This window comes from Rothia sp. CCM 9417 (assembly GCF_048513575.1).
GTDB lineage: Bacteria > Actinomycetota > Actinomycetes > Actinomycetales > Micrococcaceae > Rothia.
This window is the reverse complement of sequence record NZ_JBLXXT010000002.1, coordinates 145,105-171,829: the sequence shown is the minus strand read 5'-3', so window position 1 is coordinate 171,829 and position 26,725 is coordinate 145,105. Positions and strand designations below refer to the sequence as shown.

At 55.7% G+C, this 26,725-nt stretch carries 27 protein-coding genes and 2 tRNA genes; 6 read left to right on the top strand and 23 right to left on the bottom strand.

The window, feature by feature from the left end:
• Positions 1-180 precede the first annotated feature (180 nt).
• The 7 genes from nrdE to ACN082_RS04220 all read right to left on the bottom strand — a co-directional run bounded on the left by nrdE (position 181) and on the right by ACN082_RS04220 (position 7,052).
• The gene (nrdE, locus tag ACN082_RS04250) at positions 181-2,361 is read right to left on the bottom strand and encodes a class 1b ribonucleoside-diphosphate reductase subunit alpha (RefSeq protein WP_419099600.1); all 2,181 of its coding nucleotides are present in this window, start codon (positions 2,359-2,361) and stop codon (positions 181-183) included.
• Positions 2,325-2,786, bottom strand: coding sequence for a class Ib ribonucleoside-diphosphate reductase assembly flavoprotein NrdI (gene nrdI / locus ACN082_RS04245; protein ID WP_419099599.1), 462 nt, complete (start codon positions 2,784-2,786; stop codon positions 2,325-2,327). Before nrdI ends, nrdE begins: the two co-directional genes overlap by 37 nt.
• Positions 2,787-2,900: 114 nt before the next feature.
• On the bottom strand, positions 2,901-3,134 hold the full coding sequence (gene nrdH, locus ACN082_RS04240; RefSeq protein WP_419099598.1) for a glutaredoxin-like protein NrdH: 234 nt from the start codon (positions 3,132-3,134) through the stop codon (positions 2,901-2,903).
• A gap of 497 nt (positions 3,135-3,631) precedes the next feature.
• Positions 3,632-4,717: an App1 family protein gene (locus ACN082_RS04235; RefSeq protein WP_419099597.1), complete on the bottom strand. Its 1,086-nt coding sequence runs from the start codon at positions 4,715-4,717 to the stop codon at positions 3,632-3,634.
• 111 nt (positions 4,718-4,828) lie between these two features.
• Positions 4,829-5,269 carry a hypothetical protein gene (locus ACN082_RS04230; RefSeq protein WP_419099596.1) on the bottom strand — a complete coding sequence of 147 codons (441 nt, stop codon included), beginning with the start codon at positions 5,267-5,269 and terminating at the stop codon, positions 4,829-4,831.
• Between the two features lie 126 nt (positions 5,270-5,395).
• Positions 5,396-5,851, bottom strand: a complete 456-nt coding sequence (locus tag ACN082_RS04225) for a 23S rRNA (pseudouridine(1915)-N(3))-methyltransferase RlmH (RefSeq protein ID WP_419099595.1) — start codon at positions 5,849-5,851, stop codon at positions 5,396-5,398.
• 13 nt (positions 5,852-5,864) lie between these two features.
• Positions 5,865-7,052, bottom strand: a complete 1,188-nt coding sequence (locus tag ACN082_RS04220) for a class I SAM-dependent methyltransferase (protein WP_419099594.1) — start codon at positions 7,050-7,052, stop codon at positions 5,865-5,867.
• 105 nt (positions 7,053-7,157) lie between these two features.
• Between ACN082_RS04220 and ACN082_RS04215 the strand changes: the two genes are divergently transcribed.
• Complete coding sequence (locus tag ACN082_RS04215; RefSeq protein ID WP_419099593.1) at positions 7,158-7,403, top strand: hypothetical protein; 246 nt, start codon at positions 7,158-7,160, stop codon at positions 7,401-7,403.
• A complete protein-coding gene (locus tag ACN082_RS04210) occupies positions 7,400-8,395 on the top strand; it encodes an SRPBCC family protein (RefSeq protein WP_419099592.1) in 996 nt (331 codons plus the stop codon). Before ACN082_RS04215 ends, ACN082_RS04210 begins: the two co-directional genes overlap by 4 nt.
• 28 nt (positions 8,396-8,423) lie before the next feature.
• On the opposite strand, the gene ACN082_RS04205 is transcribed toward ACN082_RS04210, so the two are convergent.
• Positions 8,424-9,644 (bottom strand): MFS transporter, encoded by a 1,221-nt coding sequence (locus tag ACN082_RS04205; protein WP_419099591.1) that lies wholly within the window; start codon positions 9,642-9,644, stop codon positions 8,424-8,426.
• Positions 9,645-9,758: 114 nt separating this feature from the next.
• On the opposite strand from ACN082_RS04205, the gene ACN082_RS04200 reads away from it, so the two are divergent.
• Positions 9,759-10,049: a LysE family transporter gene (locus tag ACN082_RS04200; RefSeq protein ID WP_419099590.1), complete on the top strand. Its 291-nt coding sequence runs from the start codon at positions 9,759-9,761 to the stop codon at positions 10,047-10,049.
• Positions 10,050-10,070: 21 nt separating this feature from the next.
• On the opposite strand, the gene ACN082_RS04195 is transcribed toward ACN082_RS04200, so the two are convergent.
• The gene (locus ACN082_RS04195) at positions 10,071-10,493 is read right to left on the bottom strand and encodes an ASCH domain-containing protein (protein WP_419099589.1); all 423 of its coding nucleotides are present in this window, start codon (positions 10,491-10,493) and stop codon (positions 10,071-10,073) included.
• Between the two features lie 163 nt (positions 10,494-10,656).
• On the opposite strand from ACN082_RS04195, the gene ACN082_RS04190 reads away from it, so the two are divergent.
• Positions 10,657-11,502 (top strand): aminoglycoside phosphotransferase family protein, encoded by an 846-nt coding sequence (locus tag ACN082_RS04190; protein ID WP_419099588.1) that lies wholly within the window; start codon positions 10,657-10,659, stop codon positions 11,500-11,502.
• Positions 11,503-11,507: 5 nt separating this feature from the next.
• On the opposite strand, the gene ACN082_RS04185 is transcribed toward ACN082_RS04190, so the two are convergent.
• Positions 11,508-12,056: a GNAT family N-acetyltransferase gene (locus tag ACN082_RS04185; protein WP_419099587.1), complete on the bottom strand. Its 549-nt coding sequence runs from the start codon at positions 12,054-12,056 to the stop codon at positions 11,508-11,510.
• A gap of 175 nt (positions 12,057-12,231) precedes the next feature.
• Between ACN082_RS04185 and ACN082_RS04180 the strand changes: the two genes are divergently transcribed.
• Positions 12,232-12,996, top strand: a complete 765-nt coding sequence (locus ACN082_RS04180; RefSeq protein WP_419099586.1) for a ThiF family adenylyltransferase — start codon at positions 12,232-12,234, stop codon at positions 12,994-12,996.
• A gap of 25 nt (positions 12,997-13,021) precedes the next feature.
• Positions 13,022-13,834, top strand: coding sequence for a TatD family hydrolase (locus ACN082_RS04175; protein ID WP_419099585.1), 813 nt, complete (start codon positions 13,022-13,024; stop codon positions 13,832-13,834).
• Between the two features lie 76 nt (positions 13,835-13,910).
• Here the strand turns inward: ACN082_RS04175 and ACN082_RS04170 are convergent, their stop codons facing one another.
• The 13 genes from ACN082_RS04170 to ACN082_RS04110 form a co-directional block, all read right to left on the bottom strand.
• Positions 13,911-14,201: a tetratricopeptide repeat protein gene (locus tag ACN082_RS04170; RefSeq protein WP_419099584.1), complete on the bottom strand. Its 291-nt coding sequence runs from the start codon at positions 14,199-14,201 to the stop codon at positions 13,911-13,913.
• A gap of 278 nt (positions 14,202-14,479) precedes the next feature.
• A tRNA-Ala gene (locus tag ACN082_RS04165) sits at positions 14,480-14,555 on the bottom strand.
• Position 14,556: 1 nt separating this feature from the next.
• Positions 14,557-14,629: transfer RNA gene (locus ACN082_RS04160), tRNA-Ala, on the bottom strand.
• A 201-nt stretch (positions 14,630-14,830) separates the two neighbouring features.
• Positions 14,831-15,283 carry a ribosome silencing factor gene (gene rsfS / locus ACN082_RS04155; protein WP_419099583.1) on the bottom strand — a complete coding sequence of 151 codons (453 nt, stop codon included), beginning with the start codon at positions 15,281-15,283 and terminating at the stop codon, positions 14,831-14,833.
• 61 nt (positions 15,284-15,344) lie between these two features.
• A complete protein-coding gene (locus ACN082_RS04150) occupies positions 15,345-16,451 on the bottom strand; it encodes a hypothetical protein (RefSeq protein WP_419099582.1) in 1,107 nt (368 codons plus the stop codon).
• 88 nt (positions 16,452-16,539) lie between these two features.
• Positions 16,540-17,235: a nicotinate-nucleotide adenylyltransferase gene (gene nadD / locus ACN082_RS04145; protein ID WP_419099581.1), complete on the bottom strand. Its 696-nt coding sequence runs from the start codon at positions 17,233-17,235 to the stop codon at positions 16,540-16,542.
• 98 nt (positions 17,236-17,333) lie between these two features.
• On the bottom strand, positions 17,334-17,582 hold the full coding sequence (locus ACN082_RS04140) for a hypothetical protein (protein WP_419099580.1): 249 nt from the start codon (positions 17,580-17,582) through the stop codon (positions 17,334-17,336).
• Between the two features lie 131 nt (positions 17,583-17,713).
• Positions 17,714-18,997 (bottom strand): glutamate-5-semialdehyde dehydrogenase, encoded by a 1,284-nt coding sequence (locus ACN082_RS04135; RefSeq protein ID WP_419099579.1) that lies wholly within the window; start codon positions 18,995-18,997, stop codon positions 17,714-17,716.
• A 78-nt stretch (positions 18,998-19,075) separates the two neighbouring features.
• On the bottom strand, positions 19,076-20,269 hold the full coding sequence (gene proB, locus ACN082_RS04130; RefSeq protein ID WP_419099578.1) for a glutamate 5-kinase: 1,194 nt from the start codon (positions 20,267-20,269) through the stop codon (positions 19,076-19,078).
• 126 nt (positions 20,270-20,395) lie between these two features.
• Entirely contained in the window at positions 20,396-21,970 is a 1,575-nt protein-coding gene (gene obgE / locus ACN082_RS04125) for a GTPase ObgE (protein WP_419099577.1), read from the bottom strand.
• Positions 21,971-22,131: 161 nt separating this feature from the next.
• Positions 22,132-22,389, bottom strand: coding sequence for a 50S ribosomal protein L27 (rpmA, locus tag ACN082_RS04120; protein WP_135013898.1), 258 nt, complete (start codon positions 22,387-22,389; stop codon positions 22,132-22,134).
• Between the two features lie 56 nt (positions 22,390-22,445).
• Positions 22,446-22,757 (bottom strand): 50S ribosomal protein L21, encoded by a 312-nt coding sequence (gene rplU / locus ACN082_RS04115; protein WP_419099576.1) that lies wholly within the window; start codon positions 22,755-22,757, stop codon positions 22,446-22,448.
• A 364-nt stretch (positions 22,758-23,121) separates the two neighbouring features.
• Positions 23,122-26,400: an Rne/Rng family ribonuclease gene (locus tag ACN082_RS04110; protein WP_419099575.1), complete on the bottom strand. Its 3,279-nt coding sequence runs from the start codon at positions 26,398-26,400 to the stop codon at positions 23,122-23,124.
• Positions 26,401-26,725 lie beyond the last annotated feature (325 nt).

Genomic DNA, 26,725 nt, shown 5'->3' with positions numbered 1-26,725 from the left:
GTGATGGGTTCTCCTCGCATGGGGGTGGTATGTGTGCCGGTGAGGGCACTTTTGTTTCTATTCTGTCACCCTACCGGGTAAAAAGCATGGTGACCTTGAGGCGGGTTTAGGGGTGCTCCCCCGGCCGGGCTCGAAAAAGCTTGCTGGGCTTCATAGTCCAGCCCAGCAAGCTTCAAGCCTTTAGAGCATGCAGGACACGCAGCCTTCGACTTCGGTCCCTTCAAGAGCCATCTGGCGGATACGCGAGTAGTAGATGGTCTTAATGCCCTTTCGCCAGGCATAAATCTGGGCCTTGTTGACGTCGCGGGTAGTTGCGGTGTCCTTGAAGAAGAGGGTCAACGACAGGCCCTGATCCACGTGCTGGGTGGCAACAGCGTAGGTGTCGATGATCTTCTCGTACCCGATTTCGTAGGAGTCCTGGTAGTAGTCCAGGTTCTCGTTGTTCATGTAGGGCGCGGGGTAGTAGACACGGCCCAGTTTGCCTTCCTTGCGGATCTCAATCTTGGAGGCAATCGGGTGAATCGATGAGGTTGACCCGTTAATGTAGGAGATTGAGCCGGTGGGCGGAACGGCCTGCAGGTTCTGGTTGTACATACCGTACTCGGCGACGTTGGCAGCCAGCTGCTTCCAGTCATCAGCGGTGGGTACAGAGTGTCCTGTAAAGAGTTCACGGGCTCGTTCGGTCTCAAAGTCCCAGGTTCCGTTGATGTACTTCTCAAAGTACTCGCCGCTGGCGTACTTGGACTTGTCGAACCCCGCAAAGGTTTCCTTGCGTTCACGGGCGATTTCCATAGAGGCGCGGATTGCGTGGTAGGTGACGGTGTAGAAGTACATGTTGGTGAAATCAAGTGCTTCTTCGGAACCGTAGTAGATATGCTCGCGGGCCAAGTAGCCGTGCAGGTTCATCTGTCCCAGGCCAACGGCGTGGCTCATGGAGTTACCGCGTTCGATGGAAGGTACGGAGCGAATATCAGACTGGTCTGAGACTGCTGTTAGCGCGCGAATTGCGGTTCCCACGGTCTGACCCAGATCACCACCGTCCATTGCCAGGGCAATGTTGAGTGAACCCAGGTTGCAAGAGATGTCCTTGCCAACGGTTGCGTAACCCAGGTCGGGGTTGTAAACCGAGGGCTCAGAAACCTGCAGGATCTCGGAGCAGAGGTTGGACATAATGATTTTGCCGTCGATGGGGTTGGCCTTGTTGACGGTGTCCTCAAACATGACGTAGGGGTAGCCGGACTCGAACTGGATTTCTGCCAGGGTCTGGAAGAATTCGCGGGCCTTGATTTTAGTCTTCTTGATGCGAGCATCATCGACCATTTCGTAGTACTTCTCAGAGACGTTGATATCTGAGAAAGGTAGGCCGTAGATACGCTCAACATCGTAGGGCGAGAAGAGGTACATGTCCTCGTTCTTCTTAGCCAGTTCGAAGGTGATATCGGGGATGACTACGCCCAGGGACAGGGTCTTAATACGGATCTTTTCGTCAGCGTTTTCGCGTTTGGTGTCCAGGAAGGAGTAGATATCTGGGTGGTGGGCGTGCAGGTAGACTGCACCTGCACCCTGACGGGCACCTAGCTGGTTGGCGTAGGAGAAGGAGTCTTCCAGGAGCTTCATCACGGGGATAACACCCGAGGACTGGTTCTCAATCTTCTTGATGGGTGCGCCGGCTTCACGCAGGTTGGTGAGCGCAAAAGCCACACCGCCGCCACGCTTGGAGAGCTGCAGGGCCGAGTTGATGGAGCGTCCGATGGACTCCATGTTGTCTTCGATGCGCAGCAAGAAGCAAGAAACCAGTTCGCCACGCTGCTTCTTACCGGCGTTCAGGAAGGTGGGGGTCGCCGGCTGGAAACGACCTGCGATGACCTCTTCAACAATCTTGGTGGCAAGAGCCTGATCGCCCTCTGCTAGCAGCAGGGCTACCATGACCACGCGGTCTTCGAAGCGTTCCAGGTAGCGCTGACCGTCAAAAGTTTTGAGCGCGTAGGAGGTGTAGAACTTGAAGGCCCCCAGGAAGGTGGGGAAGCGGAACTTCTTGGAGTAGGCCAGTTTAGAAAGCTCTTTGACGAACTCGAAGGGGTACTTTTCGAAGATCTCTGGCTCGTAGTACTGGTGCTTGATGAGGTAGTCAATCTTTTCTTCTAGGTCGTGGAAGAAAACAGTGTTGTTGTTGACGTGCTGCAAGAAGTACTGGCGGGCTGCCTGCCGGTCAGCCTCGAACTGAATCTGGCCCTTCTCATCGTATAGATTTAGCAGGGCGTTGAGCTCGTGGTACCCCATGCCCTGGTATTTTTCGGGGGTGCTTGGGTCCTCGTGGCCTGGTTCTAGGCTGAGACCGGGTACAGGGAGTTTTGAGTCCAAAATTCTTCTAGTCCTTTTCGTACGGTGTCTACGTCTTCTTGGGTGCCCATCAATTCAAATTTGAAGAGCACCGGTACCTGACATTTAGCGGCGACTTTATCTGCTGCTACGCAGTAAAGGTCACCAAAGTTTGTGTTCCCGGCTCCAATGACTCCTTGTAGGAAACGGCGGTTTTCTGGGATGTTGAGGAACTTCAGCACCTGAGGTGGGATAGATCCGGCCCCTCCTGGACGCCCGTAGCTTGGTAGACAGAGGACGTAGGGGTGGTCTACTAGGGGTGGCTCGTCCTTGGTTTTCAGGGGGAGCCTGACACTGTTTATCCCGGTTTTCTGGATGAACTTGTGTGTGTTTTCAGAAACTGATGAGAAGTAAACGATAGTGGGTTGGCTCGTGATCTGTTCTGGTGTGTACTGGGGTTTTTCCATGAGCGCAGTCGCCTGGCCTGAGGTTGTAGTTACTGGGTTCCTGCCTGCTCTTATACGGCGGCAGTTCAAGGGGCCCTTGCTGGCTCTACAGTCCTCTAGAGCCCCAGAAGATTTTTAAGCGGCGAGTTCGGCTAGAGAGTTAATGCGGTCGGGCTGGAAACCTGACCAGTGGTTTTCGCCGGCGATCACAACGGGTGCCTGCAGGTAACCCATGCCCTTGATAAGTTCTAGCGCTGCGGGGTCCTCGGTGATATCAACGGTGTTGTATTCGACTCCGAGCTTATCGAGTGCGCGGTAGGTCATGTTGCACTGAACGCATGCTGGCTTGGTGTACACCGTTACGGTCATGGTGGGGTCTCTCCTTGGTATCCCGCTTGCGCAGGAAGTGACTGAAGCGAACAGCCCTTGCGAGCTGTGTGGGGGTGTTCTGGGGAGGAATCTCCCTTATCCCCCGAACCGGGATTTAATACTACATCTAGTGTTCAAAGCACGCACCTAGCCCAACATAGTGTGGTCTGTTACGAAAAAATTTTTGGTCGACGTCTATCCACAGGGCCTTCCGCGGGTTTCCGCGCTTTAAGGGGGTTATCCACATATTTATCGGTTACCGTAGCTCAGTTGCCCCATCATGTGAGTTACGATGCAGGCTCTGTTCCCGGGCTCGCACCGGGTGGCTAAAGCTACCGCGTATTTACAAGGGAATGGCGCTTAACCCTAAATTGAGCCTTGAGCCTTTAAGGCTTGTTGACCAAGATTTAAGAGATTTTTTTACCAAGGTGTGTCATCGAAAAAGCACCCTTGCCAGGCTTGACAAGGGTGCTTTTTAAGGTTTTGGGGGACAAGGGCTACACTAGGCCGCGTTCTTTCAACTGCTCGTAGAGGGCAGTACCGTCATTGCCTTCCAGCCAGAGGTCACCTTTGATGATATCGCGGGCTCGATTATCGCCCCAGACACGGCCTGAGGAAAGGACCGATTCGCCAAAGGTGAGGTTACGAATCAGGATTGCTTCTACGTTCTGGGGGTAGCGCACAGCAAACCCATTGTAGATTTCGGGGTCCCGCTGACCATCATCACCGATGAGAATCCACCGTATATTGGGGAACTCACCGGCAAGGCGTTTGAGGGCGTTTACTTTATGGAGCGATCCGGAGCGGAACCAGCGATCAGGGGTGGGTCCCCAGTCGGTGAGCAGGAAGGTGCCTTTGGGGTAGCCGTTACGGTGCAGAAAGCGGCGGAGGGTGGGGGTAACGTTCCAGGCACCGGTGGAAAGATACATGAAAGGTGCCTTGGGGTGAGCTCGGTGTAGGCGATCCATCATCACCGCCATGCCGGGGGTCGCACTCCTGGCGTGCTCGTTGAGCACAAAACTGTTCCAGGCTGCCACGAAAGGCCGGGGAAGGGCCGTGTTCATGACAGTATCGTCCACGTCGCAGATAATGCCCAGGGTTTGGTCTTCGGGTACGATGTAGACGCTGGTGGTTACCGGCTGGCTCCCCTCTGTGGACATCGTGACGTCGTGCAGACCGGGTGCAAGGTCCAGCTTGAGCTTCTCATCAATTACTCCCCCTCGGTCTGTATAAACTGTGTGGGTTAGACCGTCAATGGTGACGTTAATCGGGGCGTGAGAAATCGCTACCGAGGTAAAGGACCGCCAGCCCCGCACAGGGTCCACGGAGGGGTCGCCCTTTTCAACAGAGTCAAAGAACTCCTCAAACAGGTTTGTTTTGTAGAGTGCCCGTCCGAGTATCCGGACCCAACCTTGCCCACCGTACCCAACGCTGGGAACGAGGACGGGTTCAAGCCCGGTTTGGCGGGCACGTTTGGCTCGGAATGAGTGAATGTTATCGCCAACACGGTAAACGATGTTGGCGGCTTCGTCAGCTGCTTCTGCAACGATGGTTCTTAGTTCGTGCGCCCCGGGAGTGCTCATAGGGCTAGTTTTTCATATTCTTGCTCTCAACGCATATTTGGCTCGGCCTTAAAGCGTAAGGTGGGCACCGTCTGCGGCGCCCACCTGTGTGTGATGAGAGAGTGTTATTGGTTATGCAATATTGAGAACGCAGGTTGCGCTACCGGTGCCCTCAGCCGCGTTGTTGTGGTTAACATGCTCGCCTTCTTTAAGAGAGTAGCCGGTACCCTTAATAGCACAGGAGACCTCGGCCTCAGCATCCTGAGCTGAAACTGAAATACGGAGCTGGGAACCTGAGAGGTCTGCCAGGTCGTCGAAGGTCAGCTTGTAGAAGTTTTCGCCTTCAAATTCTGTGCTGTTGCCCTCAAAACTAATCTGGTCCTGGTAAACAGTGACGGTTGCGGGTACTTCGGCGCCGTTATGTTCGGCAGTTACCTCAAAGGTGATGTCGTCACGGCCACCCCAGCCGTCAGTTTTTTCGAAGCCCAGGCCGGGAACAGTGGTTTGCGCACAGCCAGCGAGCAGGGCGGTCGCCGCAAGCGCGGATACTACGGTAACTTTTTTCTTTGCCATACATAAAAATATAGCCGGTTGGCAGGCTCTTGAGGTAATGCTACGCGCCGGGAGCTGACAGTTTGTGCTCAAAACTGTCTCAAGCTCCCTAGAAAGCTAAGTAACAATAACCTCTGAGACCCGACCCTATTGGTGGTGATAGGGGCGCCCAGCCGCAATTTCACCGGCCCGGTAAATCTGCTCGGTAATAATCAGTCGGACCAGCTGATGGGGAAAGACCAGCTCCGAAAGGCTCCATACAGTATTGGCGCGGGAACGCACTGTCTCATCTACCCCGTAGGCCCCACCGATCACCAGGACGATCCGTTTAAAACCCAGCTGTGCCTGAAGAACCCGAGATAACCCCGGGGAGCTGAGCATCTTGCCCCGCTCATCGAGCAGAATCAGGTAATCATCACGGTCAATTTTTTCCAGGATGCGCCGGGATTCTTCGGCACGAGCGGCTTCTTCTGCCAAAGATGAGTGCGGTAAATACTGCCAGGTCAGGTCCCAGGGCTTGCGCAGGCGGGTTTCGTAGCGATCAATTCCCTCCGCAACCCATTTCTCGTGCTTCTTACCGATGGCAATAATTTTGATGGTCATAGTTTCTTTCTGCCTATTTCTTGCTGGCACTCAAGACGGTAAAGGTGGGTGTACGTTCCAGCTGGCGGGTATTGATGAAGAGTTCTTCTACCTGCTGGCGATAGCGAGCGTGCGAATTATGCACTAGATATAAGCGCCCACCGGGTGCCAGCACACGGTAAGCGGCTCTCAGGAGAGGACCAATCAAAGTAAGGTCCACCGCTGTTCCTAGATGGAAGGGCGGGTTGAGCAGGACAGCATCTACGCTGGCATCAGGTAACCTACTCGCAGCGTCATCCCAGCTCACCTGTACGGCAGGGTTCTTAGTGAGGTTAACTCTAGCCGAGCGAATAGCGTCAAGGTCCAAGTCAGTGGCATAGAGCGCTGATACCCGGCACCCCACAGGTAAGCTACCCAAGATGTCCAAACTCACAGAGCCATTACCGCACCCTAAATCGAGCAGAGTTAATGGTCGTTTGTTCACAAGCTCATTATCGGAGCTTGCAAGGTCGCTAAGGAAGGCACGGGCTAAGAGCTGACCACCAGCATCGGGCTTACCGCCGGAGAACACCCCACCAAAAGCGGCGAGCGCACCAGCCAGCTTAGGTGGACTCCCCTGGGGTTTTGGTTCGGTTGCTAAGAGGCACCGGTGTTTGCCTTTGCCGCGCAGTCCACGAACGCTGGCGAAGCTCTGCCCCAGTGTCTCGTTAAAGGTGTGAACCATGTGTTTAGTATTACCGCCTACTAGCAGAGTTGCCCCGGCTCCCTTGGCCTGTTGGTAGGTGGAAAAATCGTAGCTGGTGTCCGCTAGTGCAGAGTGGCTCTTAGGTAGGTGCCCCAAAGCTAAGTTGCCCTGAAAGCTGTGGGCTACCAAAAAGTTGGTGAGGCCAAAGGTGCCTGGGTCTATCTCTCCTTTGTTATCGAGGCCGGCTATGAGGAGGCGGGCGGACGCTTCCTCCCCTAGGGTGTGAGCCGTGTGGAAGAGCTCTAGCGCTAGGTCATAGGAGCGTTGACGGCTGAGCACCCGCCCTCCGCGTGCAAGCACTAGGGCTAGTGACTCCAAAGTTAAAGCACCGGTGGGGTCATCGAGAATCAAGATATCCTGCCCCGGCCCCTTAGTAATCTGGCGCATGTCTTTGGAGTCAGCAAGAATGAGTCGGTCAAGGGCAGTGCCACGGGAGTCAGCCAGGGCTAGTATTTGCTTGCTCAGGAGGGTATTCACCAACCTATTATCTCACGGAGTCAGCATGGGACTGCACGGAAAACTATCTAGACAATTGTCAACATATATTGACACTATCCACCATTAGCAACTAAGGTTGACATCATGGATCCAGAAGCAGCCACCCATCAGGCAGCCAACACCAGTGACCCTAGACGGGGTCTGCGTGCAGTAGCAACACTGAAAGCTCTTGCCGACTCTCTTGAACATCAGCAAGTCGAAGCCGCGCTCAAGAGCGGCATGAGCTGGCAGGCCATTGCAGATTGCCTAGGGGTTAGCCGGCAGGCTGTGCACAAAAAATACGCCAAACGGATAGACCCATCTATCCCTCTCCCACGGAGGAAATCATGACCGAACAGAACAAGCAGGCGCCTTCATTAACTGATTACATCGCAACCCTTACCCTAGCCCGGGATATTGCAACAGAGCGCGGCAAAAATATCATCGACCTGCCTGATCTGCTCATGGCTCTCGCACTCGATGCTGGCCAAGTAGGGGTCACCCTCCGCAGTCACAGAGCACACCCAAGAGTCCTAGCTAGCGCGACCAGAGCAGTTGATAACAAGCTACTCAAAGAACTCGGTATCAGCGCACCAGCCCCAGTGTCACTCCCGGAGCTTGCTGGCTACCAGCTGACTGACCGCGCAAGGAGAATTCTCAATCAGGTAAAGACATCCCGTGAGCTAGCCCTTGCTCTGGCCCAAGAGTCCAGTGGGTATATCCAAGAGATCCTGAGCGAAGCCAAGATAGAGCATTCAGCGCTTGTAACGGCCCTAGAACAGCTACCCTCCTCTACATCCAGGCAGGTTGTTGACACTTCACATCAGAACCGTATCGGTGCAAGTCACACGGTATTCCTTCCGACCAACCCGCAAAAGGCCTGGGAATTCGTCAGTAACCCCAGCAACCTCCCCAACTGGCTACCTGCTATCGAGTCTCTCGAGGTAAAGCCAGGATCCACCGGACCCTGGCTTGGTCGCTCAGCTGCTCCCACCGGAAAATTTTCTAAGGTTCCAGGCAAACCAAGCCGGCAGGTTCAAGAAGTCACTCTCATAGGAAAAGACGCAGAAAGTAAGCGCATTGAGTATGAGCTCAAGTTCCCCCATGAACCGCAGCTGAACACTCAACAGGTTTCAGTCCAGCTCACCGAGGACTCAAATGGGTGCATCTGCCGGCTATCTCTCGTATGGGTTCGGCCCAACAGCAAGAAGATAGGCACCCTCCAAGGCCTGGTGCGCAAGCCACTTGGCCTTATTGCTAAACCTGCCGTGAGGTACTTTGTGATGGGGCAGGCAACCGCTATCACGAGGAACCTACGTCAAGCATTAGATAAGGAACTTTAAGGTCAGCTAGGTAGACCGTCCCCAGGAATTAGCGTCTGCTAGCCCACAGCCCTATCGCCCCGGGGGCAAGGAGCAGACCAGCTAGCCCGGCAAGGACAGGGAAGGACGCAGCCGCCAGTACAAGGCCTGATGCCAGTGCTGCCATAGCTGCCCCCAGGTTCATGAGCGCATCTAGGCCGCCTGAGGCTTCAACTCTCTGTTTCTGCGGGAGCGAGGCCGCAAAGAGCGCCGATCCGGCGACAAACACCGCCGACCAGCCCAAGCCCAGCAGGGTCAGGGAAAGTACCATCACAGGCTGGTTCTCGGGTGCAACTATGGCTAGTGCGAGTGAAAGTACAAGTGTCATCAGCCCCGCCATAATAACCGGTCGTTGCCCAAACCTATCAGCGGCAATTCCCATGAGCGGGGACAGGCCGAACATGCCCAGAACGTGCAAGCTGATCGTCAGGCCAATGACTTCAATGCTGGCGCCCTGGTGGTTCATGTGAACCGGCGTCATGGTCATCACGCTCACCATCACAGTATGGGCACCCAGCAGAGCAAGAACAGCGCACCGTGCCTGAGCGTTACCAACAATATGCCGGTAAACCGCTGCACACCGGGCACCAAAAGAAGGCCGGTGGGGGCTGACTCCCGGCGGGTCAGTCACATTCGATGTAAGGGAGGGGGCAGGCAGGAACAGGTAGGCCATCGCTGTAGCTAAGCAGAGAGCAAGGGCAGCTAGCCCGAAGGCTGTGCCGTAGAGGTTGGTACCCCACCGCTCAGAGAGCAGGCGGGCTGGCGTACCGATGTTAGGCCCGAGCACAGAACCGATGGTTCCCACCCACACGATAAAGCTCAGGGCTGAGGTACGCTGAGACTCTGAGGCCTGGTCGGTCGCTGCAAACCGTGCCTGGTAGCTAGCTGCGCTCCCCGCACCAATCATGAGCATACCCAGGATAACCGGGGTAAGGTAGGCGCCCCCTGCAGAGAATGCCAGAAGAGCAGCCCCCAGACTTGCGACCAGCCAGCCCACCGAGAGAGCACACCGGCGTGATGTTCGTGCTGCCAGGTTGGCCAGCGGAATACCGAACAGGGCCGCACCAAAAGTGGAAGCCGTCCTCGCCACTCCTGCGAGCGCCTGGCTGTGGGTCATCTTGCTGGCAAGCAGAATACCGATGGTAGGGGCGACTCCTAGCCCGATGGTTCCAAAGACCTGAGTGAGGGCTAGGGCTAGGAGGGTGCGGCGTTGCGAAGCGGGGGCAGTCATAGCAACCATTGTATGAGGGGTTTACAGGGATGGGGGTGTCCATTTGTTGTTTGTTCTTTCGGCTTGGGTCTTGCCTCCGATTTAGGATAGTGCTATGACTTTCGCCCTCTGGCTTTGGTTGGTCGGGGCTTTTGGGTGAATATGTCTAACCCTAAGGCTATTGTTTTTATGCTTGCCTTTATGCCGCAGTTCATTAGACCCGATCAGCCGCAACTTCCCCAGTATCTGATTCTGGCCGTGACCATGGTGGCTATCGATTTTGCGGTGATGTGGGGCGGTTTTGCTGTGGTGGCTCAGCCGCTGACCCGGCTGAGCCATTCACCGCGCGGGCAGAAGATTCTTAACCTTATTTTTGGTTCCCTCTTCGTGCTGGTGTCCCTCCTGATGATTTTTGCTATCCACTAAGGACCAAGCTCTTCTTGCCCATTACCTGCTAGACGGTAGCGGGAGCATTCGAAACCATTGGCAGACCACCAGGGTATTTTCATCAAGCTCAATCTCCGGTTGCCCCAAGTGGGTGCGGTAGTCTTCTGATCCCCAGAAAGTACGGTGAGCCGCCCACCAATCGTCAACCGAGGTAAACCCTTCACCTTCTGCCAGAGCAAAGTCAAGTTTCATGTCGCTCACCGGCAGTACCTCCACGGCTACGGTTTCGGTTAGACAGACCGGATGCTGGTGTGAATCAAGAACAATTTCGCGCTGGCCCACCTGGGGCAGGTCTTCCCCAAAGCGCCGGTATTCCTCGTATAGGGATGAGGTCGCGGTCTTCTGCCCGCTAAGAATTGCGGCGACAAGCCGGTCCCGCAGCGGCCCGGGAGTTCCATATTCCCCGACAGGTAGTGCGCCCATATCAGCCCTTGCCCCATCTCAACTTTCTCTCCTGATAACCATATCTAGGTAACGCTAGCTTCGCGCCAGTTGTCAAGCGTCTTGTCTCGAGCCCAACTCGTCCAGGTAGCGACTTCTTCTGCACCAATGCGCTAAACTCTAGCCAGATAGCGGAGGGATAACAATGGACGCGGTAACTATAGACCAAGAACTAATCCACGAGGTCATCGGCGCAGTTGCCCCAGAGCAAACTCTGGATCAGGTCGTACATCTGGGGACAAGTTCGGTCGTGGCCTTGACTGAAGATCTGGCGATACGTATTGCCCGCAACACCGAAGTGGCAAAATCAATTCTGCGGACCCAGAAGCTAGTTGATGCCCTACCCGAGTATTCTTTCGGCCTCCCCCGCTCCGCCGGAGAGCCCTTACAAGAAGAGAGGGTTACAGCTGTACCAACCCTACGATTATGGGGAGAGCCTCACGCCGCCGGGAGAGGTAATACAGCAGTTTTATACGGGGTTCTTCAAGAAATTAGAGCTACCTCCACCAGCCATATCCGACCTTATCTTGCAGAGCCCCGAGCCTTCTGCGGCGGTAAAAGGTGGCGGAATGAGATGTTAGAGCAGGTGATACCGCTTCTGAGCTACGCAGCCCAAGAGCGAGCATTGGCTATTATTAACGACCTCAGTGCCCTCCAAGCAACTTTAGACACATCTCAACTCGTGTTTTCACATGTTGACCTAGCCGGAACCAATATGTTGTTTGAAGGTGGCAAGGTCAGCGGGATCTTAGACTGGGACCTCGCAACTGTGGATGACCCAGCAATAGATATCGCCTGCCTGGCTGCATGGCATGGGGACCAGTTCATCCGGTTGCTTGCGCGTACCCGTGAGGAGGCCGAGCGTGCCATGCTTTTTAGGCTCTCGCACCCTTTGCAGGTGATAGCCTTTTCTATTCTACATAAGCACCCCAAAGAGCAAGTTGATGCACTCATTGCCAGAGCTGAGGAGCGTCTACTTAAAAACTATTGAGCCGGTTAGTCCTGGCCCCACGGCACCGGAGTGCTTGTTCCGCTTTCCCAGTCACTGCGCAAGATAGCGTAGGCTACCGAATCGCGGGGCTCAGCGCCGGTGACCGGCCAACCCTGTCTGTAGTATGCTTCCTTAACCCAGCCGGCTTTGACAAAGGTACGGCGCATGGGCAGGTTATCGTCCCTAGTCTGCCCCTCGAAGCGGCGTGTAGCTGGCATGTGCTCAAATACCCAAGCCGTCGCTACCTTAAGAACTTGAACTCCCAGGCCCCTGCCGCGATACCGGCTAGCTAGACGTAGATCAAAGACCGGGGTGTCATCTTCCAAATCCTCAAAGCGAATAAGGCCAATTCGACCAAGGTCAGCATGATCAACCCAGTAAGAATCACGTTCATCACTCCGGTAGGCTCCGGATTCAATGGCTTTTTCAATCTGCTCACGCGACATCTGTGGAGTCACATGAAAAGGCCAGTGGTTACCCGTTATAAAGTCAATAAGGTCTTCTCTCTCAGCGATTGGATCAATGCGAGTTAACGTTATGTGGTCGAGGTTCATAAGATACTCCGAATAAAGAATTATTTGTAATCTGAAAGATAAGGAGCCTAAAAGTCAACCTAACAGATGAACCTGTAGATGACCAGATGCACCCAACGGGCTGGTAGATCTCACGCTGAGCAATAAGGTTCAAGTATGCGATAATAACCTGGTGCGAGATGAGAGGGGCCCCACCGTGGGAATTGAGAGTGAACGCTTTGCCCGGCTAAGACTGGTCCTTAGAGATGAGGGTCTACAAAAACTGCAGGATGCGACCGTCATGGTTCTTGGATTGGGTGGGGTAGGCTCTGCCTGCGCCGAAGCCCTAGCACGAGGCGGGGTAGGTAACCTGATTGTGCTCGATCGAGATGTGGTTGAAGAGAGCAACATCAACCGTCAAGCTCTGGCGTTTACCTCTACCCTGGGCAAGGTCAAAGCTCTGGTCATGGAGGGCATGATTAAGGAGATTCAACCCGACTGCAAAGTGATTGCCGAGCAGATTTTCCTGACACCGCAGAATATTGCTGAGACCCTTGGGCAGTTCCCGCGCCCTGATTACGTCATTGACTGCATCGACACTATCTCCCAGAAACTGGCCGTCTACCGCTGGGCGGCAGAGAACAACCTTAACCTGCTGGCCTCTATGGGTGCAGCCAACCGGCTTGACCCGACCATGCTGGAGTTCGCCAATATCCGTAAGACCTATAACTGCTCTATGTCCAGGGTCATTCGCTCGGAGTGCAAGAAACGTGGTATCTACGGTCTAGAGGTTCTTTTCTCCACAGAGCTACCCTTTGCCGTGGAAAAGACCGGTGGAAACACCAAGGGAGAGACCCTGGGGTCCATGAGCTATATGCCGCCTATTATGGGTCAGATGCTGGCAGGTAGGGTCATCCGCCAGCTAGCTGGCATGGAAGAGATTCAGGCACCGCCCTACCTTGCTCCTCAGCCCGGTGAGTAACTCTGTCGAAGAGGAGGGAACCAGCATGCCTAGTCTGCTTCTGGATTCTCATTTTCACCTTGATTTTCTGGCCCCTAAGCTGCGCGAACCTTTTGTGGATTCCCTGATCGCTCAGGGTGCACAGGTTGTTGCCCAAACCCTGCTACCGTCAGCCTATAAAGAGCTAGCAGCTTACTCCCCCAGTGTTGGGCAGGGAGGGCTGGCTCCCCTGCTTTCTTTGGGCTTTCACCCCTGGTGGATTACCTCACCGGAGCAGGCCGAACGGGAGCTCGCTATTTTTGAGGAAGAGGTCATGAGCACCAGGTTTATCGGTGAAATTGGCTTGGACTTCCTCCCCCGGCGCTTAGAAACAGCCAGTGCTGACCTCCAACTGCAGGTGTTGGGGCGTATCTTGCTCTCAGTCAAGCAAGCCGCTACAGGATGGCCGGCAGATCAAACCTATATGCTTTCTCTGCATGCCGTTCGGGCGGTCAGCCCGGTGCTTGACCTTCTTGATCAGTTAACCTCACCTGATTGCTCTGTCGTCCCGGTCATGCACCGTTTTGGGGGCAGCAGCGACGAGCTAACCCGGCTAATCAAGCTGGGCGGTTATATCTCGGTGCACCCGCAAATGTTAGAGACCAAGCGCGGGCGGGCCTATGTGCGCCAGGTGCCTGCTGAGCGGTTGCTACTGGAAACCGACCTGCCCAAAAGCCCGACAGCTGAACTGGATGCAGGTCTCTTCGCCCGCCAGGTTGCTGGGTATCTGCAGCAGATGGTGGATGACATATCAGCCCTGCGGGACGAGGACTTCCTGCTCACGCTACTGGCTACCCAGGCTCGGCTCTACCCCCTCTGAAACTAAAATCTGAACATAATCTGAAAGAACTGAACCAAGTCAGAACTTTCTGAGACTTTATACCAGTGAGCCTCTCCTACGCCGAATTCTGCGAAGCTGTCTCCTCTGATACCAAAGAACCTGTCCGCTCAACCGCTAAGCGGGCCGAGCTCACCAAATCTTCATCAGCTTTATAATCGAGACGAATCTGAAGAGCATGTTCAAACTGTTCTAATGCCGACTGGAAATTCCCCGCTACAAAGTAAACTTTTCCCAGGTGCTGTCGGTAAGTTGCTTCGGCCAGTTTAGAACTCGCCCCATATACAAGCTCCCAGTAAATCTTTTTTGCTTCCTCTATCTGCCCTAGATCTCGCAAACCATCAGCCAAAAGTGCCCTGGCTCTTCTATTCTCTGGGTCTTGAAGCACCTTAGAACGCAGGCATTCAACTGCTTGATTTGTATCTCCACTCCAGAGAAGAACCAATTCCTCTAGAAACGGGTCATGGGAAAACTCTGCGCGGAAGAGAGCAAGATCAGTGATTTCAGGTAGCAGAGTGTATCGATTGATTTGCCAAGACCTGCCCAGTACTTGTCCCCCCTGAATAGATATAATCTAGCTTATTGCACGAAAAAGCACTCAGCGGATTTTTATCTACTGAGTGCTTCTGGTGGAGGTAAGGGGATTCGAACCCCTGACCTTCTGCATGCCATGCAGACGCGCTACCAACTGCGCCATACCCCCGTGGAGCTAAGGGGATTCGAACCCCTGACCTTCTGCATGCCATGCAGACGCGCTACCAACTGCGCCATAGCCCCTTATAAAGTTGTGTGCCGCTCTTGGCGACCTCTCCATCTTATGGCACACCCAAGCGCTAAGGCAAATTCACCGACCGGCAACATTTATGAACTGTGCCACACCCTGCGTCTATTGGGAGTTACAGAAAAAGGTGCCCCGCCCACTCGGGGCAGGGCACCTCAAAAAGTAAGCTACGTTCCTGGCTAGCTAGAGCAAAAAAATTAGTCCTCGCGCTGGTTCATCAGATCAGCCTCAGGGGTGATGATATTGAAATCAGCTTCAGCCCCTTGGGTATCAACCCTACCAGCTTCACTTTCCAGGCCAAGGTCGATACGGGGCGCTTCGCCCCACAGGCGGTCCAAAGCATAGAAGGCGCGGTCTTCTTCATGCTGAACATGAACCACAATATCGCCAAAGTCCAGCAGGACCCAGCGGCCCTCGGCGCGGCCTTCCCGGCGCAAGGGCTTGAGGCCCAGTTCTTCGCGGAGCTTGTCCTCCACCTCATCAACAATCGCGTTGACCAGTCGTTCGTTGTGGGCCGAGACCACCAAGAAACCGTCAATCAAACCCATGATATCCGAAGCATCGACCGCCAGCAGGTTAGTACCCTGCATCTGATCAGCCGCGCGTGCGGCTACCTTCAATGCTTCAATAGACTCTGCAGCAGCAGTCATTTCGCCCTTTCCGAGCACTTCACTCCCCCAAACTTTTTGAGGGGTTTTATTCATCTAAAATCTAATTGTAAAAAACGACCCAGACAAGAACCAAGGCAACCAGAAACAGGAAGATGCCCCCCATAGCGACAAGGGTGCCGCCCTTGCCGGGCTTCTCCGAAGATGCCGATTCAACAGCATCAGTCGCCTCAGCATCTGCTGATAGGTCAAGAGCACCGGTACCACCCTGTTGCTGACCTGTGATGACAGAAGCATCAGGTCCGTCAACCAAATCTGCCTGGCACGGTTCATCTGAGGTATCGCTCTCCGATTCAGCAAGAAGCTTGCCCTCAGGAACCTGAGTGTTTTCTTCAGAACTATCAGATTCTACAGCACGAGCCGTCTCGCTGGCTAGGGCACGCTCACTCGGTGCAGGCTGGGCTGGTGTGTCGAGTTCAGTCAAGTCCAGGCCTTGGGCATCGATAGCACGAACGGGGCTAGGTAGCTCTAGAGCAGGAGTCGCAAGGGGAGCCGAGACCGCTTGGGCTACAGCATCATCGGCCTGGTCGGCAGTTTCATTCGTTTTAACTTCTGCTTCTTCAGGGCTGATGGCTTCTTCCTGGGCCTCTTCACCGGCAGCAGGCTCATCGTTAGCCTCAGAATTTTCATGGGCTGTTTCGTGGGCGTCGCCCCCTGATGCAAGATCTTCAATACTGATGAAATCGCTGTCGCTACCAATCTCAATCGGTGCTGCCGCAAAGTCAGTCTGGTCAGATCCTAGAGCTTGCCCATCATCGGGTTCGCCAAGAATCTGTTGGCCAATATGCCCCAGGGGGTCCTCAACAAGAGTGACCTGGTTATGGTCATAATCAATGTCAAGCTCTCCCTCATCAGTGCTAATACTCCCCATCTGCGAAAGCCCCACCAGGGTAGCACTCGGGTCAGCTTTGACGGTCAGCCCCTCAACCTTCCCCATGAACATAGGAGGAGGGGGTAGCTCATCATCCCCGCGCGCCACGGCCCGCAGGTAATTGGCAGCTTCATCATAGTAGCGAGAAAGACGACGAGGACCCATCGGCCGCGTAGGAGGTGGCACCTCAATACCATCATCTGTGATGAAAGTATCGGAGAGATAACTGGGCGCGACATTTTTACTGGTGCCCTCTGCCTTCTTGGGTGTGCTGCTCACAGTTTCATTCCTCACGAAAGTGCCTAAATCTTGACTCAATAGTACCAAGTCAGCCTTAAAGTCCCCATCAGCCAACCTGGGCCGTTACCTATTTGTGGGCCGGCAAACCATCGCTGTATCGCCCGCCCCCCTCTTCATCGGCGGTGTGCTGGTAGAGGTCATACTTGTTGATGTACTGGACCACCCCGTCGGGCACCAGGTACCACACCGGCAGACGGTACCGCACCCGATCCCGAATATCGGTTGACGAAATCGCCATAGCCGGAATCTCAATAACACGGACTCTACCCTCCGCTTGGGGCGGTACGGTGAGCTCATGACCGGGCCTGGTCACCGCAACGAAGGTAGCCAAATCCCACATTTTGTCTGCGTCTTTCCAGGTAGCGATCTGGCTCATAGCATCGGCCCCGGTGATGAAGAAAAGCTCAACATTCGGTCGATCTTTATGCAGGTCAGTCAAGGTATCGATAGTGTAGGTCGGTCCCCCACGGTCGATATCGACCCGGCTGACGCTAAAGCGCGGGTTAGAAGCTGTGGCAATCACCGTCATCAGGTAACGGTGCTCCGGGTCAGATACCCGTTTCTTAGCCTTCTGCCAGGGGTTGCCCGTAGGCACAAAAACAACTTCATCCAGGCCTAGCACGGCAGCTACCTCGCTGGCGGCCACCAAGTGCCCGTGGTGGATCGGGTCAAAAGTGCCGCCCATGACACCTAACCTCGTTGCTGAGGGGTCAGGCTCAGGGATACTCAAGGCTTTACGGATATCTTGGGCAGGGCGAATCACGGGACTCCTGGGAAGCGGGTTCGGGGTACAGATTCGGCGCGGGCCCCGCGCCCCGAAAGGTCACTGCAGGCAACCGCGCCGAATCTACTAAAGGCTAATTAGTGCTTGTGCTTGCTGGTGTAATCACGCAGAGCTTTGGCCTCATCCTCTGAGAGATGGTCAGCTGCATGATCGGGGCGAACGATGCCGCGGCCAGAGAAAGAAATAGTAATGAAAAAGAGCAGGCCGAAGAAGACAAAGCCAAAAATGGCAAACATGTAGGTAGGCATACCCAGAACATGGAGCTGGTGGCTACCTTCTTCGGAGGCAAGGACTGCGGTGCCTGCTGCAAGAGCAGATGAGATCATGTGTGTACCTTTCAAACCTTAGGGGCGTATGCTCCCCTCAGCGCGGGCATAGTATGGAGCTAACACCATGCTACCGGTTAGAGCCGGCTTCTGCTGGTCTTTCCCCGATAGCCGACAAGTTTTTTACTCACTTAGTCGCGGGCGTGCCAGTCACCTCGCACAATCCACTTGCTTGTGGTCAGTTGTTCAAGGCCCATGGGACCGCGAGCGTGCAGTTTCTGGGTGCTAATGCCGACTTCTGCGCCCAGACCGAACTGACCACCATCGGTAAAGCGGGTCGAAGCGTTCACATAAACCGCAGCCGAATCGATATCACGGATAAACTTTTCTGCGTTGCTCACGCTATTTGTCAGGATCGCCTCGGAGTGGCCCGTTGAGTATTTGCGGATGTGTTCAATAGCGGCTGGCAGGTCCGGGACGGTCTTAACCGCTAGGTCGAGAGAACCGTACTCGGTAGCCCAGTCCTCTTCTCTTGCATCAAGTGCCTGAGCACCGGCAGGCAGGTGAGCTCGTGACGCTTCATCAAGGTGCAGGGTTACCCCTGCCTTGACCAGTGCGGCCAGGACAGCAGAGGATGCTTCGGAGCCCTCAGCCAGCAGAAGGGTCTCGACCGTGTTGCAGGTACCGGGGCGCTGGGTCTTAGCGTTCACCAAAATCTCAGCTGACTGAGCAGGGTCGGCTGAAACATCGACAAAGATATGGCAGTTGCCTTCACCGGTCTCAATGACGGGAACACGGGCCTTGTTTACCACCGACTGAATTAGCTGGTGGCCGCCGCGCGGAATCAGGACGTCAATCAGGCCACGTGCCTGCATGAGCGCATTGGCGCCGTCGCGACCAAACTCATCAACAGACTGCACTGAGTCAATCGGTAGCCCGGTAGCGTGCACAGCATCACGGATAATTCGAACAATGACCTGATTGGTTTTGGCAGCAGCTGAGCCGCCACGAAGCATGACCGCATTACCGGATTTAATAGCCAGGCCAGCAATATCAACCGTGACATTCGGCCTTGCCTCATAAATGGCACCGATAACGCCCAGGGGCACCCGAACCTGCTGCATACGCAGACCGTTGGGTAAGGTTGAACCCCGCACCAGCTCGCCCACGGGATCTGGAAGGGCAACCAGCTCACGCAGAGCAGCTGACAGCTCACTCACACGCTTGGGGTTCAGGGCAAGCCTATCCAGCATGGCCTCGCTCATGCCCTTATCCCGTTCCCGGGCAAGGTCCAGAGCGTTCTGCTCCGTAATAATCTCGGCGTGAAGTTCCAAAGAATCCGCTACCGCAAGCAGGGCTTTATTCTTCCACCGGGTATCAGCCTTCGCCAGCCTACGCGAGGCAATGCGTGCATCCTCAGCCATATCGGCTACCTGACACATCACGTCTTCTGGAACAAGCAGTTGCTCTGCCATCACCCTAACTCCTTCACTCGTTCAAAACCTACACCCCATGCTAGCGACAGATCAGGGCATCAGCCAGGAAAACTTTATCTAACGCACGGCACTAGCAACCAGGGCAATATTATCGGCGTGGGCGACTGTACCGTCGTATGTTTCACCCATAGCCTGCTGAATCTGCCCGGTATGTAGCCCCACCATCTGCGCTGTCTGATCAGAAGAGTAGGAGCTCAAAGCGTGGGCAAGAACCGTGCCTGACTCATCGGCAATCGCTACGGGGCTACCGCCCTCAAAGTTCCCGGAAACACGCACCAGCCCAGCAGCCAGAAGCGAGCGTCGGCGGAGCAGAGCTGCGGCGGCTCCCTTGTCCACGACCAGGGTTCCCTCAATGTCGGCCAGATGTTCCAACCACAGGGTCTGGACGGGCCGGCGCTCGCCGGTAGCGTAGAACCAGGTGCCCACGTCCTCACCAGCAAAGGCTTGGCGGGCCAGAGCCGCGCTGGTGACCAGGGCAGGAATGCCTGAGGCGGCGGCCACCTGGGCGGCCTTGACCTTAGTAACCATACCGCCTGAGCCAACACCGGCAGAACCCACCGAGCCAATACTCAGCCCAGCCAAATCCTGCTCATTTTTTACGTGGCTGACACGTTCACCGCCCTGGTCAGGGTGACGTGTGTAGAGCGCATCAACATCGGATAGCAAGAGTAGAGCATCAGCTTTGACCGTATGGGCAACCAGCGCCGCAATCCGGTCATTGTCGCCAAACTTAATCTCAGTGGTCGCCACCGCATCGTTCTCGTTAATAATGGGCATGACTCCCAAATCCAAAAGGCGCTCCAACTGGCGGTGGGCATTCTGGTAGCGGTCACGGGCCATGAGGTCCTCAGCGGTCAAGAGCACCTGTGAAACAGTCACGCCGTAGCGAGAGAAAATATCGGTATAGCGGCTCATCAACAGCGACTGCCCCACCGATGCCGCAGCCTGCTGGGTCGCCAAATCCTTAGGACGGCGTGACAGCCCCAGCGGTGCCAACCCGGCGGCAATAGCACCTGAAGACACAAAAACCAGCTCAATATTGGGGTGCTGCCGCTTTTTCTTGGCGAGGACATCGGAGATGGTAGCAATAGCCAACTCGTCCAGCGAATTCTCAATAGAGGTAAGGGATGAGGAACCAACTTTCACCACAATGCGCTGAGCCAGCGGCATATCCGAGCGATGGAGAATCGGGCTACGCCGGTGTTTGCCCCGAGACTCAGCACTCGCTTGAAAGGCGTCCTTCAAATCCATTGCTTAGCTCCCTTAAAGAATCGTCTTTAGCTCTTTGAATATACAGCAGAGTCGCCCACCAACTCACGCTGGCAGGCGACTCATTGCACATTATGAAACCCTAATCGCAGCTTTATACCCGGCGCCCTACTGGTCCGAGGAATCCTGAGAGCGCTTTGAATTCTTCTGGGCAACAGATTCGGTCCAAATACCGGCTTTACGCTCAGCTTCAAGCTCTGCTCGAGCCTCAGCCTTGGCATCCATACGCTCGTGGAACTCAGCCTTACGCTGGGCACGAGTCGGGCGAATCAGCTCTTCAAGGCGGGCATCGGTACCGCGCGGTGAGGAGAGTAGCTCTGCGCCACCAACCATAGTGGGTTCCCAGTCAAAGACCACTGCATCGGCTTCTTCACCGATGACCACGGCATCACCCGCAACGGCACCGGCCTTGAAAAGTTCGTCCTCCACGCCCAGACGGTTCAGACGGTCGGCCAGATAGCCCACGGCCTCATCGTTGTTAAAGTCAGTCTGTTTGATCCAGCGTTCAGGCTTTTCGCCCATCACGCGGAACAGGGGCTCCAGGTTACGTTCTTCCTTGCGGATAATGAACTCCTGGCGCTTACGCGAGCGGAAGCCCTTGGGCTTGACGATGGTGACATCTTCAGCAGGTGTCTCTTTGCTCTTCTTGCGCGCCTCGCGGTCTTCCTCCACCAGCTTGGCCATGGCAAAAGTGAGCTGGCGCAGGCCCTCATGAGAGGCGGTAGAAATCTCAAAGACTTTGTAGCCGCGCTCTTCAAACATGGGGCGCACGAACTCGGCAAGCTCACGCGCTTCGGGGACATCGACCTTGTTCAGAGCGATAATCTGGGGGCGATCGTTGAGGGGGACGGTCACACCGGCGGTGGGGTCAACCTCGTAGTTTTCCAGCTCAGCACGAATCACATCGAAGTCAGAGATGGGGTCGCGGTTGGGTTCCAAGGTGGCGCAGTCAATGACATGTACCAGTGCGCTTGAGCGCTCTACGTGACGCAGGAACCTATGGCCCAGGCCCTTTCCTTCTGAGGCTCCCTCGATGAGGCCGGGTACATCGGCTACGGTGTAACGGGTATCGCCTGCCTGCACAACACCCAGGTTAGGAATCAGGGTGGTGAATGGGTAGTCGGCAATCTTGGGGCGGGCAGCAGAAATAGCGGCAATCAGCGAAGACTTACCGGCTGAGGGGTAGCCCACCAGAGCGATATCGGCAATTGACTTGAGTTCAAGGACGATATCTCGCTGTGAACCGGGAATGCCCAGCAGAGCGAAGCCAGGTGCCTTACGCTTGGTCGAGGCTAGAGCCGCGTTACCCAACCCCCCCATGCCACCTTCAGCCGCAACGAACTCATCGCCCATGCGAATCAGGTCTGCAAGCACGTTACCGTCTTTATCTTTAACCACGGTGCCCTGGGGAACAGGCAGAATAAGGTCTTGCCCATTGAAGCCGTGCGACATGTCGCCACGGCCAATATCGCCGTTAGGGGCGTGCTGGTGAGGGCTGTGGTGATACTCCAGGAGGGTGGTTGTTTGACCGTCCACACGCAGGATAACGTCACCGCCTTTGCCCCCGTTACCGCCGTTAGGACCGCCCAAAGGCTTAAACTTTTCACGGCGAACCGAGACACAGCCGTGCCCACCGTGCCCGCCTGTTGCGTGCAGGACCACGCGATCTACAAATTCTGCCACGAAATAAAGCTCCTTAAAGCTAAAAATAAAAAATAGTGTGGGTATAAGTCTACAGGCTCAAAAAAGAGCAGGTCTGGTCATTGCGAACCTTACCCAAAAACATGAGAAAGGGCGACCACGTCTAGCGTGATCGCCCTCTACACTGAAAAAGCTATAAAACCTTACTCAGCGGCTGCAAGGATGTTGACTACCTTGCGGCCCTTGCGGGTACCGAACTCGACCTTGCCTGCTGCCAGAGCGAACAGGGTGTCATCGCCACCGCGGCCAACATTGTTGCCGGGGTGGAAGTGTGTGCCACGCTGACGAACGAGAATCTCGCCGGCATTGACGGTCTCGCCGCCGTAGCGCTTAACACCGAGGTACTGGGGGTTTGAGTCACGGCCGTTGCGGGTGGAGCTTGCGCCCTTCTTATGTGCCATTGATGCCTACCTTAGGTAAAAAGAATGGGTTGTTTTAAAACCAGTCTAGTGCGAACTTACGCCTTGATCGCAGTGATCTTAACGGTGGTCAGTTCGGCGCGGAAGCCCTGACGCTTCTTGTAACCGGTCTTGTTCTTGTACTTCTGAATAACGATCTTGGGACCGCGGAGGTCTTCGATCTTTTCAGCAGTTACCTTGGCAGAAGCCAGGGTCTTTGCATCAGCGGTGACCTTGTCCCCATCAACTAGCAGCAGTACAGGAAGCTCAATAGTGCTTCCAGGCTCACCAGCGACGCGGTCAAGGGTAACGAGATCTCCTACTGAGACCTTTTCCTGGCGGCCGCCAGCGCGAACAATTGCGTATGCCACTTGGGAACTCACTTCTCTTGACGTCATTTTAATAATTGCAAGATAACCATCTCTGAAAGCTTCACCGGCTCAACAGCAAGGTGCCTTACCCGGTTACCACAGTTTGCACCGGGTATTTTCAGTGATGAATTATCCTCTGTTGGCTTGGCCTTGAAATACCCTAGAGGATGTTCATGCCCTAGCTGAACTCACGCTAACGCTTGCTTGTGAGAACAGCACCAGCTCACAAGTTTACGCCTTAACCTTGCGTTGGGCAAGCAGAGAGCAGGGGTGTGGGCAAGCACTCACCCTCAATCTCGCGGTAGCTCAAAACGCAAACAGGCCCCCGTCCCGGCGAAGGGGCGGGGGGCCAACCGGCTAGGGCTTAGCGGCCCTGACGCTTGATGTCAGCGGCAGAGACACCAACACCCAACATAACGGGGCCGTTCTCAGCCGCGGTTACCGGCTTCTGAACCTGCTCAAGGCTGGCAACAACCGAAGTACCCTGGGCAGCTGCAACTTGCTCAGTCTTGACAGCCGAAGATCCGGCACCTGAGCTGACAGCACGGCGGGGGCGGCGCTTCTTACGCGGAGACTCAGCTACCGGCTCAGCGATAGCTTCGACCTGCGCTACCTCAGCAACAGGCTCAGCAGCTTTCTTACCTGGGGTTGCCACACCGGTGACACCGGGTTCAGCAGGAACCTCAAGGGGAGCGACATACTTGACGTCCGAGCTGGTAGCCCTGCGTGGACGCCGGCCACGGCCCCGACCACCTTCAGGTGAGCTATCCCGCTCATTCCAGTTACGGCGGTTGGAGCTACGCCCCGTACGGTCGCCACCGCGCTGGGGAGAGTCCTTAGACTCTTCGCCGTCGCGAGGTTGGTACTCACGGCCAGCACGCTGGGAGGCGCGGGCCCTAGCCTCAGCGGCACGGATAGCATCGAGCCTGGTTGAGCTCTGCGTAAAGCGAGAGTCAGCCTCGGGGTCAACTTCCAAACTGGCATCAGAGTTCGCAGACAGAGCATCGGCAGAAATCTCCTGACGCTGTTTACTGCCACGGCGCTTACCCTGGTTGCGGGCACGGCCTACGGGGCGGTTGTCCTCTTGATCCGGGGCCTCAGAGTCGAACACAGCGGCCAGAGTTTCAAGCGTGAAGGAGCCCTGCTCCCCCATGCCCTCTTCAAGAGACTCAAGCTCACCACCGGTGGGAAGCTCAATGACATCATCACCGATAGTAAGGACCTGCTCTGCACCCTGCTGGCTAGCATCAAATTCTGCACCAGCTTCGGCACGGCGGTTACGCTTGCGGCGCTTACGCTTACGAGCTGACTTAGATTCGGCTTCTCCCTCTTCATCCTCGTGCTGGCCGCTGGTAGCGGCTACCAGATTGGCAAGAGCCGCCTTACGGGCCTCAGCCTTCTGCTCATCGCTCTCATCAATTTCGGCGATGTCAGCACGGCGAACCTGATTCTTCTGGTTGCGGTAACGCTTGCGGTCATCGCGCTCAGAACGGTGAATGAAGTCCGACGCGCCGCCGCTACGGCCCTTCAGCGGCTGGTCATGCACCAGCAGACCACGGCCTGCACAGGCCTCGCAGGGCTCCGAAAAAACCTCAAGCAGGCCGGTTCCCATACGCTTACGAGTCATCTGAACCAGACCCAGGGAAGTCACTTCAGCGACCTGGTGCTTGGTGCGGTCACGGCCCAGGCACTCCACCAGACGGCGCAGTACCAGCTCGCGGTTAGACTCAAGGACCATATCAATGAAGTCAACCACGATGATGCCACCAATATCGCGCAGACGGAGCTGACGGACGATTTCTTCGGCCGCTTCCAGGTTGTTCTTAGTAACGGTTTCTTCCAGGTTGCCACCGCTACCGGTGAACTTGCCCGTGTTCACATCGACTACGGTCATAGCTTCGGTGCGGTCAATCACCAGCGAACCACCGGAGGGCAGGTAGACCTTACGGTCAAGTGCTTTCTGGAGCTGTTCCTCAATACGGTAGTGGTCAAAGAGGTCATCGTCCTCTTCCCACTGCTTGAGGCGATCGAGCAGGTCGGGGGCAACATAGGTAACATAGGCCTCAATCGAGTCCCAGGCTTCCTGCCCCTGGACCATCATGGACGTAAAGTCCTCATTGAAGACATCGCGGACCGTCTTGATAGTCAGATCGGGTTCCTGGTAGAGAAGCTCAGGGGCAAGTACCTTGCGGGACTCGCTCTTTCCCTTGATTTCCTCCCACTGAACACGCAGACGGTTGATATCGTTGCTCAGCTCTTCTTCGCTAGCGCCCTCAGCGGCAGTACGCACAATAACGCCCGCATCTTCGGGGAGCTTGTCCTTAAGAATCCTCTTCAGGCGCTGACGTTCAACATCGGGTAGCTTACGAGAAATACCGGTCATAGAGCCACCGGGTACATACACCAGGTAGCGACCAGGTAGCGAAACCTGGCTGGTCAAACGGGCACCCTTATGCCCCACGGGGTCCTTGGTTACCTGCACCAGCACCGAATCCCCAGCTTTGAGAGCGTTCTCAATTTTGCGGGGGGCACCATCCAGGCCACTGACATCCCAGTTGACCTCCCCCGCGTACAGCACAGCGTTACGGCCACGGCCAATGTCAACGAAAGCAGCTTCCATAGAGGGCAGAACGTTCTGGACCTTGCCCAGATAGACGTTGCCAATCAGGGAATCCTGCTGGGTCTTAGAGACAAAATGCTCGGCCAGAATACCGTCTTCAAGAACACCGATCTGGATACGATCGTCCTTCTGACGCACCAGCATCTGGCGGTCCACCGACTCGCGGCGGGCCAGGAACTCAGCCTCGGTGATGATCTGGCGACGACGGCCGGTTGCGCGGGTTTCGCGGCGGCGCTGGCGCTTAGCCTCAAGGCGGGTAGAACCGCGAACACCGGTGACCCGGTTGCTACTGTGAGAATCAGGCAGGCGGGGTGCGCGCACCTTAACAACGGTGTCCTCGGGATCACCCTCAGTGCCACCCTCAAACTCAAGGTCAGCGTCGCCGCGGCGGCGACGACGACGACGGCGGGAAGTAACCTCAGGGTCAAGATCAGCCAGACGGCGCTCGCGTCGCTCAGCCTCTTCTGCCGCACGGCGGGCCTCTTCCTCAGCGCGGAGCTGTTCCTTGATGGAATCAAGGTCGGGTGAGTAGAAGAGCAGGCTATTAGCGCTGGCAGCAGCTGCAATACGGGCCAGTTCTTCTTCTTTCTGTTCACGCAGGGTCTTCTGGCGGGCAGTTTCTGCGGCCTGTTCCTCGGCGGTCATGGTCGGGTCTAGCCCGCCAGCTTGGTCCTCTTCCTCGAAGACAACAGCTTCTTCTACCTCTTCCTCCGTCTGCCCTGAGGGTCCTTCGGTGGCTTCCGAGCCACTGTCGGTAGATGACTGCTCAGCGGGTTCGGCAGACTCGTCGACTTCGCTGGTTACTGTAAGACTTTCGGGCTCCGAATCGGATTCACCCTGCGGCGCGACTTCTTGGGGTTGAGCCTTCGTGACAGGGCGACGGGTGCGAGTCCGCTTTTTGACGGGCTTATTCTCAGCGGCCGGAGCCTCCTGAGTCTCAGGCTGATCTTTAACCGCAGTCTGAGGTTCCTCCACAGACTGGGGTTCGAGGTTTTCTGGGGCCTCGTTCTGTTCGCTGCTCATCAGCGTCCACTCTCCTTTAAGTACATGTGCCGCCACCGCATGAGCGGACTTATAGTTCGTCGATGATCCCACCGCTTACTAACGCGGTGTCCACCGAAATCCTGTCTACCCGGTTCGCTAGAGCACCTAGGCTTATCCTCGGTCGGTCAAGGCTTCTATGCTCCGTACCGAGTGAAAACCGGGCCAGCGGCGACCTCCGAGGCGGCCCATCCGGGGCCACTCTTTGCAGGGAATAACCGCTCCGACAGCGCAAAGCTAGCGGCGTAGCGGTCTCCTATCAGGGTGCCTACTGGGTAGTGAGACCGTATGCGGACGGCACACTACC